Raw genomic sequence first — 15,599 nt, 5'->3', positions numbered from 1 at the left:
GATTTTGAGTGGTGCGCGGGCGGTGCTTTCCCAGCTGAGCTAACAATCGAAGGAGATATTGCTGTGTAGAATTGGTGGATTGTACTGGGTTCGAACCAGTGGCAACCGTATTTTTGTAAAAAGCGGGTGGTGCTTTCCCAGCTGAGATAACAATCGAAGGAGATATTGCTGTGCAGAATTTGGTGGATTGTACTGGGTTCGAACCAGTGGCAACCGTATTTTTGTAAAAAGCGGGCGGTGCTCTCCCAGCTGAGCTAAAAATCCATTAGAGTATCGCTGTATAGAATATTGGTGGATTGTACTGGGTTCGAACCAGTGACCCCCGCCTTGTAAGGGCGGTGCTCTCCCAGCTGAGCTAACAATCCATGGGAGTATCGCTGTGTAGAATATTGGTGGATTGTACTGGGTTCGACCCAGTGACAACCGTCTCTTCGTAAAGAGCGGGCGGTGCTCTCAACGATTTTAAAAAATTGGTGGATTGTACTGGGTTCGAACCAGTGACCCCCGCCTTGTAAGGGCGGTGCTCTCCCAGCTGAGCTAACAATCCATGGGAGTATCGCAAATCATAATTAAATTAAAAAATTGGTGGATTGTACTGGGTTCGAACCAGTGACCCCCGCCTTGTAAGGGCGGTGCTCTCCCAGCTGAGCTAACAATCCACGCTGCGATGGCGCACATTATAGGGAGCGTGATTTAGCTGTCAACTTTATTTTCGGGCAAAGTACGCTGTATGCCGCAAAAGTAAACAGTAGAGTGAAAAAAACCAGCTTTTGCCGCTACGCCTCGGGTGCATCTGCCGGCGCGGATTGCTACAATACCGCCCCTTAGTTATTTGCCCGTCAGAAATGGAAAGATTATGTCGTTAGTGACCCGTTTTGCTCCCAGCCCAACTGGCTATTTGCACGTTGGTGGTGCCCGTACTGCTTTATACAGCTGGCTGTTTGCCAGAAAAAATGGCGGTAAATTTATCCTGCGCATCGAAGATACCGATCTGGAACGCTCAACCCAGGAATCGGTAGATGCGATTTTAGAAGGTATGCAGTGGCTGGGACTGGATCACGACGAGGGCCCGTACTATCAAACCAAACGCTTTGACCTGTATAAAGAAGTGGTGGCGCAGCTGTTGGCAGAAGGCAAAGCCTATAAGTGCTTCTGCACGGTGGAAGAACTGGATGCGATGCGCGAAGCACAAATGGCTGCCGGTGAAAAACCAAAGTACAACGGTATGTGGCGCGATCGCACTGATCATCCGGCCGATAAGCCTTATGTCATTCGCTTTAAAAACCCGCTGGATGGCGTGGTTGTGATTGACGATATGATTAAAGGCCGCATCGAAATCGCCAATGCTGAGCTGGATGATCTGGTAATTGCCCGCAGTGACGGCACCCCAACCTATAACCTGACGGTGGTGGTTGATGACTGGAAAATGGGCATTACCCATGTGATCCGTGGTGATGACCACGTTAATAACACCCCACGGCAGATGAATATTCTGGCGGCCTTGGGTGCCGATATTCCTAAGTATGCCCACGTGCCGATGATTCTTGGCGACGATGGTAAGCGGTTATCAAAACGTCACGGCGCTGTTGGTGTGATGCAGTACCGCGATAACGGCTTTTTACCACAGGCACTGATCAACTATTTAGTTCGTCTGGGTTGGTCACACGGTGACCAGGAAATCTTTAGTCTGGACGAGCTGGTACAGCTGTTCGACCTGTCATCTTGTAACCGTGCCCCATCGGCCTTTAATACCGATAAGCTGATCTGGTTAAATCAACACTATATGAAAACCCTGCCGGCACAGGACGTTGCCAGTCATTTAGCCTGGCATGTTGCTGAGCAAAAACTGGATATCAGCACCGGGCCAAGTCTGGCGCAGCTGGTGCAGGTACAAGCCGAGCGGGTAAAAACCTTAAAAGAAATGGTGGAAGTCAGCCGTTATTTCTATGAAGACTTTAGCGAATTTGAAACCAGTGCGGCAGCTAAACATTTAACTGCAGCGGCGGCTGAACCTTTGGCGCTATTACTGGCCAAATTAACCAGTTTGTCGGATTGGTCTGCTGAGCAGATCCAGTCGCAAATCAAAGATACAGCGACTGAACTAAACCTCGGTATGGGCAAAGTCGGGATGCCATTACGGGTAGCTGTAACGGGTGGCGGTAATTCGCCAGCGCTGGATATTACGCTAACCCTGATTGGTAAAGCCCGTTGTCTGGCACGGATTGAAATGGCGCTGGCTTATATCCGGCAACACACTGCGTCGGCCTGAGCAACTTAAGGTTGTCAACGCCAGGTGGCCCTGGCGTTGTTGCAGGCGGCAGTATTATTAATTCTAACTATTCAGATCTGAACATGCCTGTCTTAATTTTTTTACTGGGGTTACTGGCATTTAATGCCGTTGCCAATGAAGAGCCCGAAGAGGCTGAACCGCTGGTACCCGAACTGCGAGATCTCGGAGTTTTAGGGACTATTACCGGCGATATTGAGCTTGGATTTCTGTTTATCGACGGTAATACCGACGCCCGCGGCTGGCGGGTCAATACCGAAATGGTGCACGAAAATGATTTTTTCCGTAACCGCTATAATATTCAGGGCCGGGTACAGAAAAATCAGTTTACCGATACCGCCACCGGTGAGGTACGCAGCGAACCGACCGTAAAGCGTTATGCTTTGTCAGCCCAGAGCAACTATAAGTTTCTGACCGGCACCACCTCGTTCTTTGGTCGCGGTGCCTATGCGTACGATATGTTCGGTTCATTCCGGCAGGTCGGCTCGCTGGCTACTGGTTATGCTAACCGGGTTTATGAAAAGCAATCTAATTACCTGGATTTAGAGACCGGTCCGGGTTTTGCGTATCGTGAAGGTGCCAGCCGCAATACGACTATGGGTTTTATCTGGTTTTTAGCGGCAAACTTTGAGCAGGAAATCTATAAAGGCAGCCGGTTCCGGCAAACCTTTGAAGGTAATGTGTCGCTGGATGGTGAAAACTCGATGTTTACCAGTCGCAGCTCATTAACGTCACAAATTAATGGTCGCTTAGCGATGCGGGTAAGTTTTTCGGTGAATCATAACTCTCGTCCGGAAGGTAACCTGCAAACGACTGATACTGAAACGTCAGCCTCATTAGTCTATTCATTCTGATACTAGCGATAACCTATAAAAAGGGCAGCTTATCGCTGCCCTCGTCATTTTGAGATACTGCGTTTAATGCAGCACCCGCGCTCTTAAGGTACCGGGAATAGCTTTTAGCTCATTCAGTGCCAGCTCGTGATCGGCCGAGTCAATATCAATCACCACATAACCAATGTCCTGCACCGTTTGCAGATACTGGCCGGAGATATTGATATTATGCCGGGCAAAGGCTTCGTTGATCTTGGTCAGCATACCCGGTTGGTTTTTATGGATATGCAGCAGGCGTGAGCGGCCTTTATGCTCTGGCAGCGACACTTCCGGGAAATTCACCGCCGACAGAGTCGAGCCGTTATCACTGTATTTCACCAGCTTACCGGCGACTTCAAAGCCGATATTCTCCTGCGCTTCCTGAGTTGAGCCACCGATATGCGGGGTTAGGATCACGTTATCAAACTGGCGTAGTGGCGAGATAAATTCTTCGTTATTACCTTTTGGCTCTACCGGGAATACGTCAATAGCGGCACCTGCAAGTTTCTTACTTTCAAGCGTTGCTGTTAATGCAGCGATATCTACTACAGTGCCTCGAGAAGCGTTAATTAAGATGGCGCCGTGTTTCATTAATGAAAATTCGGCTTCGCCAATCATATTTTGGGTTTGCGGGGTTTCCGGCACATGTAAGCTAATCACATCTGACGTTTTTAGCACGGTAGCTAAGTCAACCTGAGTGGCATTACCTAACACTAACTTGCTTTCGATATCGTAAAATTGCACGCGCATCCCGAGTTGCTCGGCCATAATGCTAAGTTGAGTACCGATATGACCGTAGCCAATAATACCAAGGGTTTTACCGCGAGCTTCAAAGGATTGGTCGGCAGTTTTTAACCATTCGCCGCGATGCGCCGCCGCATTACGCTGTGGAATACCACGCAGTAACATAATAATTTGGCCCAACACCAGCTCGGCTACCGAACGAGTGTTGGAGAATGGCGCATTAAACACCGGGATGGCGCGTCTTAAGGCTGCGTCCAGATCCACCTGATTGGTACCGATACAGAAGCAGCCGATCGCCACCAGCTTAGATGCCGCTTCTAACACCTTATCGGTAAGCTGGGTGCGCGAGCGAATGCCGATAAAGTGGGCATCTTTAATCCGCTCAATCAACTCGTCTTCCGGCAGCGAGGTTTTCAGATACTCGATATTGCTGTAGCCGTGATCTTTAAAGGTTTGTACGGCACTCTGGTGCAGGCCTTCCAGCAGCAGGATCTTAATTTTGTCTTTTGCCAGCGAAAATTTTTCCATGGTCACTTCTCTTGTGCTTAATATAAATGCTGCCCGGTTGTCTTCACTGCCCCTTAAGCGGGGCTATTGTTATAAAAACAGTTCTATCAAAAGCTTTGCTTAGTCTTAGCGCAGTACCTGAGTACCCTCAGCGCTACCCACCAAGACCAGATCGGCGGCGCGAGCGGCAAAGATGCCATTGGTAACAACACCAACGATATTATTAATCTGCTGCTCCAGCGCTAACGGCTCGCTGATACGTAAACCGTGAACATCAATAATCAGATTACCGTTATCGGTGACCACGCCTTCGCGTACTACCGGTTTACCACCCAGTTTTGCCAGTTCGCGGCTGACATAGCTGCTGGCCATCGGGATCACTTCAACCGGTAGCGGGAACTTGCCCAATACCTCAACCTGCTTGGTGCTATCGACAATACAGATAAAGGTTTTGGCGACAGCGGCGACAATTTTTTCGCGGGTCAGGGCGGCACCACCGCCTTTAATCATTTGTTTAGCGGCGTTAATTTCGTCGGCGCCATCAACATAGACGCCAAAGCCGCTGATGCTGTTTAAATCCAGTACCGGAATGCCCAGTGCCTTTAAGCGGGCGGTAGATTGTTCAGAGCTGGAGACGGCACCGGCGATTTGATCTTTGATCTCGGCCAGGGCGTCAATAAAGTGGTTTACGGTCGAGCCGGTGCCGACACCGACAATGGTCTGTGGCTCGATATAGGCCACGGCGGCGCGGGCCGCGTTGCGTTTCATTTCATCTTGCGTCATGGAGGGTTCGCTTTATGCGTTTAGCCATAAAGATGGATAGTATATCGGCTGCCAGAAAAAAAGACAGTGTTAGTTAGCGCGGATAATTCGCCGTGAAAAGCCGCGATTAATAAAAAGTCGTGACTAAAAGCGCAGCAGCCGGCTGCCGGTCGCTACCGCATGCAGCGGTTGATCCCAGGGCTCGACGGGTAACTGTGGCACTTGTTGGCAATCATGCGCCAAACCGATTAGCCGGCAACGATGATTGGCGGCTAATTGCGACAGGGTTCGGTCATAAAAACCGCCGCCCATGCCAAGGCGTTGCCCGAGGCTATCGAACGCGACTAAAGGGGTAAAAATCAGATCCAGTTGCTGCACCGGCAGTAATTCAGCGCAGTTTAGTTTCGGCTCCGGAATACCAAAGCGATTGGGTACTAATGGCGTAGTCGGCTGATAGTGCTGAAATATCAGATAGCCGGCACAAAACGGATGCAAAATAGGTAGGTAGAGGGTTTTGCCGGCCTGCCATAAGGCCTGGATTAGCGCCGTGGTATCAATCTCGCTGTCATTACTCAGATAGAGCGCGATATGTTGCGCCGCTAATACCTCAGCACAGGGGAGCAGTTGCCGCACTAATCCGATAGCTGCGTCCTGCTGCGCCTGAGCGCTTAGCTGTTGCCGCCGGTTACGGATTTCAATTCGCAGTTGTGCCCGATTTAGCAATGCAAAATCCTTGCTGTCAGGAAGAAGAAAGTGCAGAAGTGTTCTCCGAAGTTGCCGTGCCCTGTATCAGCCCTTGAACCCAAGGTTCAAGGCGGAACGCCAATGGCCACCGTAGGCTTCCCGGTACTAGCCGGGCCTGCACAAAAGCGACGCAGAAACATCCCTTAACAAAACAATTATCGGCTCAGGGACATCGACAAAACACGAACAACCCAGAGAACGCCCTCAGTATAACACCGCTTTAATCGTGATGAGAAACAAAGCCCGGCAAAAAGCGGCCAACTGCTGCTTGTTTAGGCACAGGTTGGCGTAGCTGTTGCGCAGTGGTAGCATAGCCAGGTTTAGTTAATAAAGGGGCACTTTATGCCATTATCACTGGTACAAAGCTATGAACGCTGGAGCGCAGCCCTGGATGCAGCCTATGTGATGGCTTCTGCCGCAGAATTGCATGGTTTAATCAGTGGCCTGCTGTGCGGCGGTATGCCAGCCGATGCCAGCGAGTTTTTGCCGGTGCTGCACGACTTTTTAAATGACGGTCAGGCCTTGCCTCAGGCGCTAAGAACCGACGTGCAGCAGCTGATCAGCAATACCTCACAAAGCCTGAGTGCTGCCGACTATGATTTCGCGTTGTTGCTGCCGCATGACGATGATGCACTGATCGAGCGGCTGGAAGCGATGGTGGAGTGGGCGCAAGCATTTTTAGTCGGATTTTCGGTACAACAAACCGATTTATCGTTATTAAGCGAAGAAGTGCGCGAAGCCGTGAATCAGCTTAGCGAAGTGACTAAGGTTGACCTTAGTACGCAAGACGATGCCAGCGCCGAAGAAAACGAAGAAGCCTATTTCCTGGTACTGGAACATATCCGGCTGATGGTGTTTAGCTGCTATAACGAAGTCGGGCAGCGGCCGGCGGTAAAGGGCCCGTTAAATAAAACCTTACATTAAGGTCTGCTATGCAAATCGAAGTCTATCAGCAGCGGCGTCAGCAACTGCTGGCGCAACTGCCAGAGCGCTCTGTGGTATTACTGAGTGCAGCCGCCGAGCAAACCCGCAGCCGCGATACCGAATATCCGTTTCGCCAGCACAGTGACTTTTGGTATTACACCGGCTTTAACGAGCCTGATGCCTTACTGATTTTAACTAAAATCACTGCGGGCGAGTGTCGCAGCTTGTTGCTCTGTCGCGACAAAGATCCCTTTGCCGAAATGTGGCAGGGCCGGCGGCTGGGGCCAGCTGCGGCGCTGACTACCCTGGGCTTAAATGCCATCAGTCTGAGTGAACGTAGCGCCAGCTTGCAGCAGGCATTAAATGGTATGCAGGCGGTGTATCTGAATTTAGGTGATGAACCGGCATTACAGCAGGAAGTGCTGACCATTATGCAGGGGCTCATACAGCGTGAAAAACGCGGTGAGCAGGCGCCGGTGGCGCTGATGGACCTTAGGCCTTATAGCAGCGAACAACGGCTGATAAAAAGTGCCGATGAAATTGCGATAATGCGTCGCGCCGGCCAAATCAGTACTCAGGCTCATCATCGCGCCATGCGCTTTTGCCATGCCGGTGGCTGGGAATATCAGTTAGAAGCCGAGATCCTGCATGAATTTGCGCTGCATGGTGCCCGTTTCGCTGCCTATAACAGCATAGTCGGCAGTGGCGACAACGGCTGTATTTTGCATTACACCGAAAATAGCAGCCAGCTGACTGACGGTGAGCTGGTATTAATTGATGCCGGCTGTGAGTTACAGGGCTATGCCGCTGATATTAGCCGCACCTTCCCGGTAAATGGCCGTTTTACCCCGGAGCAGGCGGCGCTGTATCAGCTGGTATTAGACGCCCAGCTTTGCTGTATTGCTGCAGTTAAACCCGGTTGCACCTTTGCACAGTTAAATACCATTGCCGAGCAGGTGCTGACCAAAGGGTTGCTGGAATTAGGTATTTTGCACGGCGATTTGACCGAGCTCATAACCAGTAAAGCCTGTAAGCAGTATTTTATGCATGGTATAGGCCATTGGCTGGGGCTGGACGTACATGATGTCGGCGCCTATAAGGTCGCTGGTGACGATCGGCCGTTTCAACCCGGCATGGTGCTGACGATTGAACCCGGCCTGTATATCGCACCGGGTAGCGAGGCGGCCGAAAAATGGTGGGGCCTGGCAATCCGGATCGAAGATAATATTCTGGTGACCGCGGACGGCTATGACAACCTGACTGCTGGCTGTGTCAAAACCCTGGCGGAAGTAGAAGCCCTGATGGCCAATCGTTAGCCTGACGCTCTGACAGTAACCAGTAACAGCACAAATACACAACAAATAAGGTAAGCCGTGCAAGCAACAAGCACTACCACAGTCGATTTTGATCTGGTGATTGCCGGCGGTGGCATGGCCGGCTCGATGCTGGCGATGGCATTATTACGCCAGGCGCCGGCATTAAAGGTTGCCATTATCGAGCAGGCTGAAACGCCGGTATCCAAAGCCAGTTTTGACAGCCGTAGTATTGCGCTGGCGGCGGCCAGTGTCGAATTATTACAACGCTGGCAACTCTGGCCACAACTGGCCCAGCAGGCCTGCCCAATCAAAACCATAGCGGTGTCCGATCGTGGCCATTTTGGCAAAACCTGGCTTAGTGCCGACGAATACCGTTTGCCCGCCCTGGGGCAGGTGATCGAAGTGGAGCATATTGGTGCCGCGCTGTATCAGGCGTTAGCGGAACATCCGAATTTAAGCCGGCTACAGCCGCGCAGCATCGCCGCCATCGACAAACAGCAAGCTTGGCAACAGCTAACCTTAGATGACGGCGAGAGTGTGAGTACCCGCTTACTGGTGATCGCCGAAGGCGGTGCTTCCAATACCCGGCAGCTGGCCGGTTTTAGTTTAACGGAGCAGCCTTATCCGCAATCGGCCATTATCGCCAATCTGGCGCTCAGCAGTGCGCATCAGTACAAGGCGTTCGAGCGCTTTACCGAGCATGGCCCTATTGCTTTATTACCGCTGACCCAAAACCGCTATTCGCTGGTCTGGACGGTACCGCCGGAGCAGGTGCCGCTATTACTGGCACTCAGTGACAGCGAATTTTTAGCGCAAATTCAACAGGCATTTGGTTATCGGGCCGGCGTCTTTACGGCGGTGGGCAGCCGTGCCGCTTACCCGCTGGTGTTAAAGCAAAGCCAACAGGTGGTGAATCACCGCACCGCACTGTTAGGTAACAGCTTACATAACCTGCACCCTATTGCCGGCCAGGGCTTTAATCTGGCACTGCGAGATATTGCCTGTTTAAGCCAACTGCTGTCAGAGCAAGGTTTAGCCGATGCCGGTGGCTATGCGCTGCTGCGTGCCTATCAACAGCAACGCCAGGCCGATATGCAGCAGGTGATTTGGCTGACCGACGCCTTAGTGCGCACCTTTTCTAACCGTTCACGCCTGGTGGCGCTGGCGCGTAATCTTGGCCTGACGGCGATGCTGCTGTGCGATCCGCTTAAGACGCCACTCGCGCGGCAAACTATGGGTTATGGAACTCTTTATGCAAAATCTTGATGTCACCATTGTTGGCGCCGGTAGTGCTGGCTTGACCCTGGCGCTGTTATTGGCAGAGCAAGGCCTAAAGGTGGCGCTGGTGGAAAAGGGCGCCGAGCCACTGCCGGCAAACCCTGCTTATCTGCGGGTAAGCGCCCTTAATCCGGCTTCACAACGGGTGCTGGCCCATTTAGGTGTGTGGGATGGCATAGCCGCGCAGGCCGCTGCTTATCAGCAAATGCAGGTGTGGGATGCCGACAGCTTTGGCCGCATTCATTTTGCCGCCGAGCCACCACAGCCGGCAGATCTAGGCTGGATCTGCGATAACGAAGCGATTCGCCAGCAGCTGTATCAAAAAGTACAGCAACAGCCGGCGATCCGCTGTTATTTCGCTGCCCAAATTCAGCAGTTAGTGCAATCGGAACGTGAGGTGCTGCTGCAACTGAGCAGCGGTGAGATCTTACTCAGCGAATTACTGGTTGGCGCCGATGGCGTGAATTCATATGTACGGCAACAACTACAGTTACCCCTGACACACTGGGACTACCAGCAGGATGCGATAGTGGCGGTGATCCACTGCGACGAGCCACATCAGGCGACGGCACGGCAGGTATTTTTACCGACCGGACCACTGGCGCTACTGCCGCTACCGGATCCTAAGCATTGCTCTATTGTCTGGAGTGCCGAAACGAGCCGTGCCAGCGAACTGATGGCGTTGGATGATGCTGCCTTTGCGCGCGCCCTAACCGCTGCCAGCCAGAGTGTCTTGGGTTGTTTAACGCTGGCAACAGCGCGCAGTGTGCATCCGCTACGGATGCGTTATGCCAGTGACTGGGTGCGTGGCCGTGTGGTGCTGGTGGCCGATGCAGCACATAGTATTCATCCGTTGGCCGGGCAGGGCATGAACCTGGGTTTAATGGATGTGACTGCCTTGGCCGAATTGTTAGGCAAACAACAGCAGGCGGGCAAGCCGCTATTTGCCCCCCGCGTGTTACAGGCGTATCAGCGCTGGCGTAAGGCCGAAGCGCAAAGCATGATCGCGGCGATGGAAGTTTTCAAACGTGGTTTTAGTAATGAGCAGCCGGCATTAAAATTTTTGCGCGGCGCTGGTTTGCTGCTGGCCGATAAACTGCCTTTTGTTAAACAGCAGCTGATGGCACAGGCGCTGGGTAATAGCGGTGATTTACCGGCTTTAGCCAAACCATAGCTGTAGCAATTATTGCTGTCATAAATTTGCCTTAGCTTTTTTGGTAACCCCGGTTGTCGCATTACAAAAAGTAATCCAAATTGGGCTGTTTGCTGGCGGGTTGATCGGGTATAATCGAGCAGTATTTTTTAGTCAGACTGGTAGCAATATTGCGTAATAGGCTGATAACAAAGGTTTATTTGCCAAGCTCAATATTAAGCTGCCGGCCCGCATAATAAACAGGAAAAAATAATGGCTCAAAAAACCGCGTTACACGCCAGCCATCTGGCTGCAGGTGCGAAAATGGTCGATTTCTTCGGCTGGGAAATGCCAATTAACTACGGCTCTCAGATTGAAGAACACCACGCCGTCCGTCAGGATGCCGGCATGTTTGATGTGTCGCATATGACCATTGTTGATTTAACCGGTGCCAATACCCGTAACTTCCTGCGTTATTTATTAGCCAACGACGTTGCCAAACTCACCACCCCCGGCAAAGCCCTGTACAGCGGCATGTTAAACAGCACCGGCGGCGTCATTGACGATTTAATTGTGTACTTCCTGCAAGAAGATTTCTTCCGCTTAGTAGTGAACTCTGCCACCCGCGAAAAAGACTTAGCCCATATCAACGCTGAAGCCAAAGCCTTTAATGTTACGGTAACCGAGCGTCCGGAATTTGCGATGATTGCCGTGCAGGGCCCGAATGCCAAAGCCAAGGTGGCAACCTTATTAACGGCGGAGCAGCAAGCGGCCGTCGCCGGCATGAAGCCATTTTTTGGCGTGCAGGCGGGTAACTTGTTTATCGCTACCACCGGTTATACCGGTGAAGACGGTTACGAAATTGCGCTGCCAAACGAGCAGGCGGCAGACTTCTGGCAACAGCTGGTAACTGCCGGCGTAAAACCCAGTGGTTTAGGCGCCCGCGACACCCTGCGCTTAGAAGCCGGTATGAACCTGTACGGTCAGGATATGGACGAAACGGTATCACCACTGGCCGCCAATATGGGCTGGACCATTGCCTGGGAGCCTGGCGATCGTAACTTTATCGGCCGCACCGCGCTGGAGCAGGCCAAAGCCGCCGGCACCGCTAAGCTGGTGGGTTTGGTGATGGAGCAAAAAGGGGTATTGCGCCATGGTCAGAAAGTGATTACTGCCGCCGGTGAAGGTGAAATTACCTCTGGTACTTTCTCGCCGACACTGGGCTTTAGTATTGCGATGGCGCGGGTACCTGCCGCGACCGGCGATACCGCAGAAGTGGATATTCGCGGTAAACTGGTACCGGTAAAAGTAGTAAAACCGGCCTTTGTGCGCATGGGTAAAAAACTGGTCTAAGCTTTATAGCTGGCCAAGAATAATACAATAACGATGCCGGCCTGCTGCCGGAAAGACCAGAGAGGCTTCACCTGGCTGTGCCTGTGCTAACAGGGCGGCAGGTGGCAAGAACACACAGCTAAGGAACTTACAATGAGCAACATTCCTGCAAACTTAAAATACGCATCCAGTCACGAATGGCTGCGCGCTGAAGGCGATGGCATCTACACCGTAGGTATCACTGAGCACGCTCAGGAATTACTGGGTGATATGGTATTCGTAGAATTACCGGAAGTGGGCGAAACGGTAGGCCAGGGCGACGATTGCGCCGTTGCGGAATCAGTAAAAGCGGCGTCAGATATTTATGCGCCGGTTTCAGGTGAAATTGTTGCCGTAAACGATGCCCTGAGCGACTCGCCAGAGCTGGTAAACAGCAGCCCGTACGAAGATGGCTGGATGTTTAAAATTAAAATCGCAGACGAAGCTGAGCTCGGCGCCCTGTTAGACGCCGCCGGTTATCAGAGCGCGATTGACGAAGCTTAATATTACGGCAGATCCTGCCACCCTAAAGCCCCGTAGATAACGGGGCTTTATGTTAGAAAGCACTACCAGGATAATGAGCATGACCCATACCGCTGTGAAAACCCTGACGCAACTTGCGAAACACGACGAATTTATCCAGCGCCATATTGGCCCGGATGCTGCCGAAACAGCTGCTATGCTGCAGGAACTTGGCGTAGACAGCATCGAGCAGCTGATTGCGCAAACCGTGCCGCAGAGCATTCGCCTGCCAAAACCTTTGGCCATTGGCGACAGCCGCACTGAAGTAGACGCCCTGGCGTATTTAAAGGCTGCTGCGTCAAAAAATAAAATGTATAAGTCTTACATTGGTATGGGTTACCACCCAACACTGACCCCGCATGTTATTTTACGTAACGTGCTGGAAAACCCGGGCTGGTACACCGCGTACACGCCATACCAGCCGGAAATTGCCCAGGGCCGTTTAGAGTCGCTGTTAAACTTCCAACAGTTATCTTTAGACTTAACTGGTATGGAACTGGCCAGCGCCTCGCTGCTGGACGAAGCAACTGCTGCTGCCGAAGCCATGGCCCTGGCCAAGCGCGTCACCAAGAGCAAGTCTAACCTGTACTTTATTGCTGACGACGTGCACCCACAAACTATCGACGTGGTAAAAACCCGCGCCGAAATGTTTGGTTTTGATATTGTGGTGGGTAAAGCCAACGAAGCGGCTGAGCAGGACGTATTCGGTGCCTTATTACAGTACCCAACCACTAACGGTGATATCCGTAACGACAGCGCCTTAATTGCCGCGCTGCAGGCGAAAAAAGCCATTGTTGCGGTAGCAACAGACCCAATGGCGTTAATGCTGTTAAAAGCACCGGGCGAGCTGGGTGCCGATGTCGTATTAGGCTCTATGCAGCGCTTTGGTGTGCCAATGGCCTTTGGTGGCCCACACGCTGCCTTCTTCGCGACCCGCGATGCCTATAAGCGCTCTATGCCGGGCCGCATTATCGGTGTATCAAAAGATCGCCGTGGCAATCAGGCACTGCGGATGGCAATGCAAACCCGTGAGCAGCATATCCGCCGTGAAAAAGCGAACTCGAACATCTGTACTGCTCAGGTATTACTGGCCAATATCGCCTCTTTCTATGCGGTGTACCATGGCCCGCAAGGCTTAAAAGATATCGCCGGGCGCATTCACCGCAGCGCCGATATCTTCGCTGCTGGTTTAAAAGCCAAAGGCGTTGCCCTGGTGAATAGCCACTGGTTTGATACAGTGACCTTTAAAGTTGCCGATCGCGCTGCCGTTGTTGCCCGCGCTTTAGCAGCCGGTGTTAACCTGCGTACGGACGTGGCTGATAGCCTGGCGGTAAGCTTTAGCGAAGCCACGCAGGCTGGGGATATCGCACAGCTGTTTGATATCGTATTAGGTGCCGGCCATGGTTTAGACGTTAACGCCTTAGATGCACAGATCGTTGCTAATGGCTCTACCTCTATCCCGGCCGATTTAGTACGCACCTCTGCCGTATTAAGCCATCCGGTATTTAACCAGTATCACAGCGAAACTGAGATACTGCGTTATATCAAAAAGCTGGAAAACAAAGACTTAGCATTGAACCACTCGATGATTTCGTTAGGTTCATGCACGATGAAACTGAACGCCACCGCCGAGATGATCCCGATCACCTGGCCAGAGTTCGCGTCTCTGCACCCGTTCGTGCCACGTGATCAGGCCGAAGGTTACTACCAGATGATTAACGAGCTTGGCGACTGGCTGGTGAATATCACTGGCTACGACAATATCTCGATGCAGCCAAACTCAGGCGCGCAGGGCGAATACGCCGGTATGGTGGCCATTCGTAAGTACCACGAAAGCCGTGGCGAAGGCCATCGTAATATCTGTTTAATTCCGGTATCGGCGCACGGTACTAACCCGGCTACTGCGGCCATGACCAACTACGAAGTTGTGCTGGTAGACTGCGATAAGTCAGGCAATATCGATATGGCCGACTTAAAAGCCAAAGCAGCCGAAGTCGGTGATCGCTTAGCAGCCATTATGGTGACTTACCCGTCTACGCACGGTGTATTTGAAGAAACCATCGCCGAGCTGTGTGAAGTGATCCACTCCTACGGCGGCCAGGTGTATATGGACGGTGCCAATATGAACGCGCAGGTGGGCTTAACCTCGCCAGGCTTTATCGGCTCAGACGTATCGCACCTAAACCTGCACAAAACCTTCTGTATCCCGCACGGCGGTGGTGGCCCGGGTATGGGCCCAATCGGCGTGAAGAGCCATTTAGCGCCGTTTTTACCTAACCATGCGGTCGTAAAAATCGACGGCACCGGCGCCAGTAATGGCGCAGTATCGGCAGCACCTTTTGGTAGCGCCGGTATTCTGCCAATCAGCTGGATGTATATCGCGATGATGGGTAGCGAAGGCTTAAAACAAGCCACTGAATTCGCGATCCTGAACGCGAACTACGTTGCCAAGAAACTGAACCCGCACTTCCCGGTGCTGTATGTCGGTACCCATGGCCGCGTGGCGCACGAATGTATTATCGATATTCGGCCATTAAAAGAAGCCAGCGGTATTACCGAGATGGATATCGCCAAGCGCTTAATGGACTTTGGTTACCACTCACCAACCATGAGCTTCCCGGTAGCCGGCACGCTAATGATTGAACCAACCGAATCAGAAAGCAAAGCTGAGCTGGATAAGTTTATCGAAGCGATGACGACCATCCGTGCGGAAATTGCCAAGGTAGAAGCCGGCGAGTGGACAGTGGATAACAACCCACTGGCTTATGCACCACATACTATGGCCGACATTCTGGACCCAAGCTGGGATCGCGCCTACGAGCGCACCTACGCCGCCTTCCCGGCGCAGTTTGTGGCAGAAAACAAGTTCTGGCCAACGGTTACCCGTATCGACGACGTGTACGGCGACCGCAACCTGATGTGTTCATGCCCAAGCCCGGAGGCTTACCGGTAAGGTTTACTGCGTAATGTGCAGCGTAATTAACTCTGCGACCAGAATTAATTATGTCTGCGACTGCAATTAACTTTGCGACTGGGAATTGTAACTTTAATAAAAACCGCCTTAGGGCGGTTTTTTATTGTACGTTTATGACATTAAGCCGATGTCGTTTTTGGATCTTCTTTTCCCTAGGGTAAATTCA

The 15,599-nt window shown here is 52.0% G+C and carries 12 protein-coding genes, 4 tRNA genes and 1 other RNA gene; 9 read left to right on the top strand and 8 right to left on the bottom strand.

All coding sequences use genetic code 11. The features are described from left to right. Window positions 1-180: 180 nt before the first annotated feature. From AGRI_RS05920 to AGRI_RS05905, 4 genes are all read right to left on the bottom strand, one after another. Window positions 181-264: transfer RNA gene (locus tag AGRI_RS05920), tRNA-Cys, on the bottom strand. Window positions 265-289: 25 nt separating this feature from the next. Beyond that, a tRNA-Val gene (locus tag AGRI_RS05915) sits at window positions 290-365 on the bottom strand. Window positions 366-471: 106 nt separating this feature from the next. After that, window positions 472-547 (bottom strand) — tRNA-Val (locus AGRI_RS05910). 36 nt (window positions 548-583) lie between these two features. Next, window positions 584-659 (bottom strand) — tRNA-Val (locus AGRI_RS05905). Window positions 660-856: 197 nt separating this feature from the next. Here AGRI_RS05905 and gltX point away from each other — a divergent pair. Together gltX and AGRI_RS05895 are read left to right on the top strand one after the other, a co-directional pair. Continuing rightward, a complete protein-coding gene (gene gltX / locus AGRI_RS05900; protein ID WP_008984082.1) occupies window positions 857-2,269 on the top strand; it encodes a glutamate--tRNA ligase in 1,413 nt (470 codons plus the stop codon). Between the two features lie 83 nt (window positions 2,270-2,352). After that, the gene (locus tag AGRI_RS05895; RefSeq protein ID WP_040291580.1) at window positions 2,353-3,141 is read left to right on the top strand and encodes a DUF481 domain-containing protein; all 789 of its coding nucleotides are present in this window, start codon (window positions 2,353-2,355) and stop codon (window positions 3,139-3,141) included. A gap of 63 nt (window positions 3,142-3,204) precedes the next feature. Here the strand turns inward: AGRI_RS05895 and serA are convergent, their stop codons facing one another. From serA to ssrS, 4 genes are all read right to left on the bottom strand, one after another. Next, complete coding sequence (gene serA / locus AGRI_RS05890; protein WP_008984080.1) at window positions 3,205-4,431, bottom strand: phosphoglycerate dehydrogenase; 1,227 nt, start codon at window positions 4,429-4,431, stop codon at window positions 3,205-3,207. 105 nt (window positions 4,432-4,536) lie between these two features. Next, entirely contained in the window at window positions 4,537-5,193 is a 657-nt protein-coding gene (rpiA, locus tag AGRI_RS05885; protein WP_008984079.1) for a ribose-5-phosphate isomerase RpiA, read from the bottom strand. Window positions 5,194-5,316: 123 nt separating this feature from the next. Beyond that, window positions 5,317-5,895 carry a 5-formyltetrahydrofolate cyclo-ligase gene (locus AGRI_RS05880; RefSeq protein ID WP_008984078.1) on the bottom strand — a complete coding sequence of 193 codons (579 nt, stop codon included), beginning with the start codon at window positions 5,893-5,895 and terminating at the stop codon, window positions 5,317-5,319. 38 nt (window positions 5,896-5,933) lie between these two features. Then, window positions 5,934-6,117, bottom strand: a non-coding RNA gene (gene ssrS, locus AGRI_RS16345) — 6S RNA. Between the two features lie 141 nt (window positions 6,118-6,258). On the opposite strand from ssrS, the gene AGRI_RS05875 reads away from it, so the two are divergent. From AGRI_RS05875 to gcvP, 7 genes are all read left to right on the top strand, one after another. Continuing rightward, window positions 6,259-6,840, top strand: coding sequence for a UPF0149 family protein (locus tag AGRI_RS05875; RefSeq protein WP_008984077.1), 582 nt, complete (start codon window positions 6,259-6,261; stop codon window positions 6,838-6,840). An 8-nt stretch (window positions 6,841-6,848) separates the two neighbouring features. Then, window positions 6,849-8,156: a Xaa-Pro aminopeptidase gene (gene pepP / locus AGRI_RS05870; RefSeq protein WP_008984076.1), complete on the top strand. Its 1,308-nt coding sequence runs from the start codon at window positions 6,849-6,851 to the stop codon at window positions 8,154-8,156. Between the two features lie 57 nt (window positions 8,157-8,213). Next, window positions 8,214-9,422 (top strand): 2-octaprenyl-6-methoxyphenyl hydroxylase, encoded by a 1,209-nt coding sequence (gene ubiH / locus AGRI_RS05865; protein ID WP_008984075.1) that lies wholly within the window; start codon window positions 8,214-8,216, stop codon window positions 9,420-9,422. Continuing rightward, window positions 9,409-10,608: an FAD-dependent oxidoreductase gene (locus AGRI_RS05860; protein WP_008984074.1), complete on the top strand. Its 1,200-nt coding sequence runs from the start codon at window positions 9,409-9,411 to the stop codon at window positions 10,606-10,608. The genes ubiH and AGRI_RS05860 overlap by 14 nt, the downstream gene beginning before the upstream one ends. A gap of 231 nt (window positions 10,609-10,839) precedes the next feature. Beyond that, window positions 10,840-11,919: a glycine cleavage system aminomethyltransferase GcvT gene (gcvT, locus tag AGRI_RS05855; protein WP_008984073.1), complete on the top strand. Its 1,080-nt coding sequence runs from the start codon at window positions 10,840-10,842 to the stop codon at window positions 11,917-11,919. Window positions 11,920-12,051: 132 nt separating this feature from the next. After that, on the top strand, window positions 12,052-12,441 hold the full coding sequence (gcvH, locus tag AGRI_RS05850; protein ID WP_008951563.1) for a glycine cleavage system protein GcvH: 390 nt from the start codon (window positions 12,052-12,054) through the stop codon (window positions 12,439-12,441). Window positions 12,442-12,520: 79 nt separating this feature from the next. Further along, window positions 12,521-15,412 carry an aminomethyl-transferring glycine dehydrogenase gene (gene gcvP, locus AGRI_RS05845; protein ID WP_008984072.1) on the top strand — a complete coding sequence of 964 codons (2,892 nt, stop codon included), beginning with the start codon at window positions 12,521-12,523 and terminating at the stop codon, window positions 15,410-15,412. Window positions 15,413-15,599: the final 187 nt, after the last annotated feature.

The sequence above is a fragment of the Alishewanella agri BL06 genome, from assembly GCF_000272005.1.
GTDB lineage: Bacteria > Pseudomonadota > Gammaproteobacteria > Enterobacterales > Alteromonadaceae > Alishewanella > Alishewanella agri.
Note: the sequence above shows the minus strand (reverse complement) of the source record. Positions and strands in the feature narration are given on the sequence as shown.

Coding starts and splice junctions, on each gene's coding strand:
- gcvH (WP_008951563.1), top strand. CDS start 12,052: ATGAGCAACATTCCTGCAAACTTAAAATACGCATCCAGTCACGAATGG.
- AGRI_RS05860 (WP_008984074.1), top strand. CDS start 9,409: ATGCAAAATCTTGATGTCACCATTGTTGGCGCCGGTAGTGCTGGCTTG.
- rpiA (WP_008984079.1), bottom strand. CDS start 5,193: ATGACGCAAGATGAAATGAAACGCAACGCGGCCCGCGCCGCCGTGGCC.
- gcvT (WP_008984073.1), top strand. CDS start 10,840: ATGGCTCAAAAAACCGCGTTACACGCCAGCCATCTGGCTGCAGGTGCG.
- AGRI_RS05895 (WP_040291580.1), top strand. CDS start 2,353: ATGCCTGTCTTAATTTTTTTACTGGGGTTACTGGCATTTAATGCCGTT.
- gcvP (WP_008984072.1), top strand. CDS start 12,521: ATGACCCATACCGCTGTGAAAACCCTGACGCAACTTGCGAAACACGAC.
- AGRI_RS05875 (WP_008984077.1), top strand. CDS start 6,259: ATGCCATTATCACTGGTACAAAGCTATGAACGCTGGAGCGCAGCCCTG.
- pepP (WP_008984076.1), top strand. CDS start 6,849: ATGCAAATCGAAGTCTATCAGCAGCGGCGTCAGCAACTGCTGGCGCAA.
- serA (WP_008984080.1), bottom strand. CDS start 4,431: ATGGAAAAATTTTCGCTGGCAAAAGACAAAATTAAGATCCTGCTGCTG.
- gltX (WP_008984082.1), top strand. CDS start 857: ATGTCGTTAGTGACCCGTTTTGCTCCCAGCCCAACTGGCTATTTGCAC.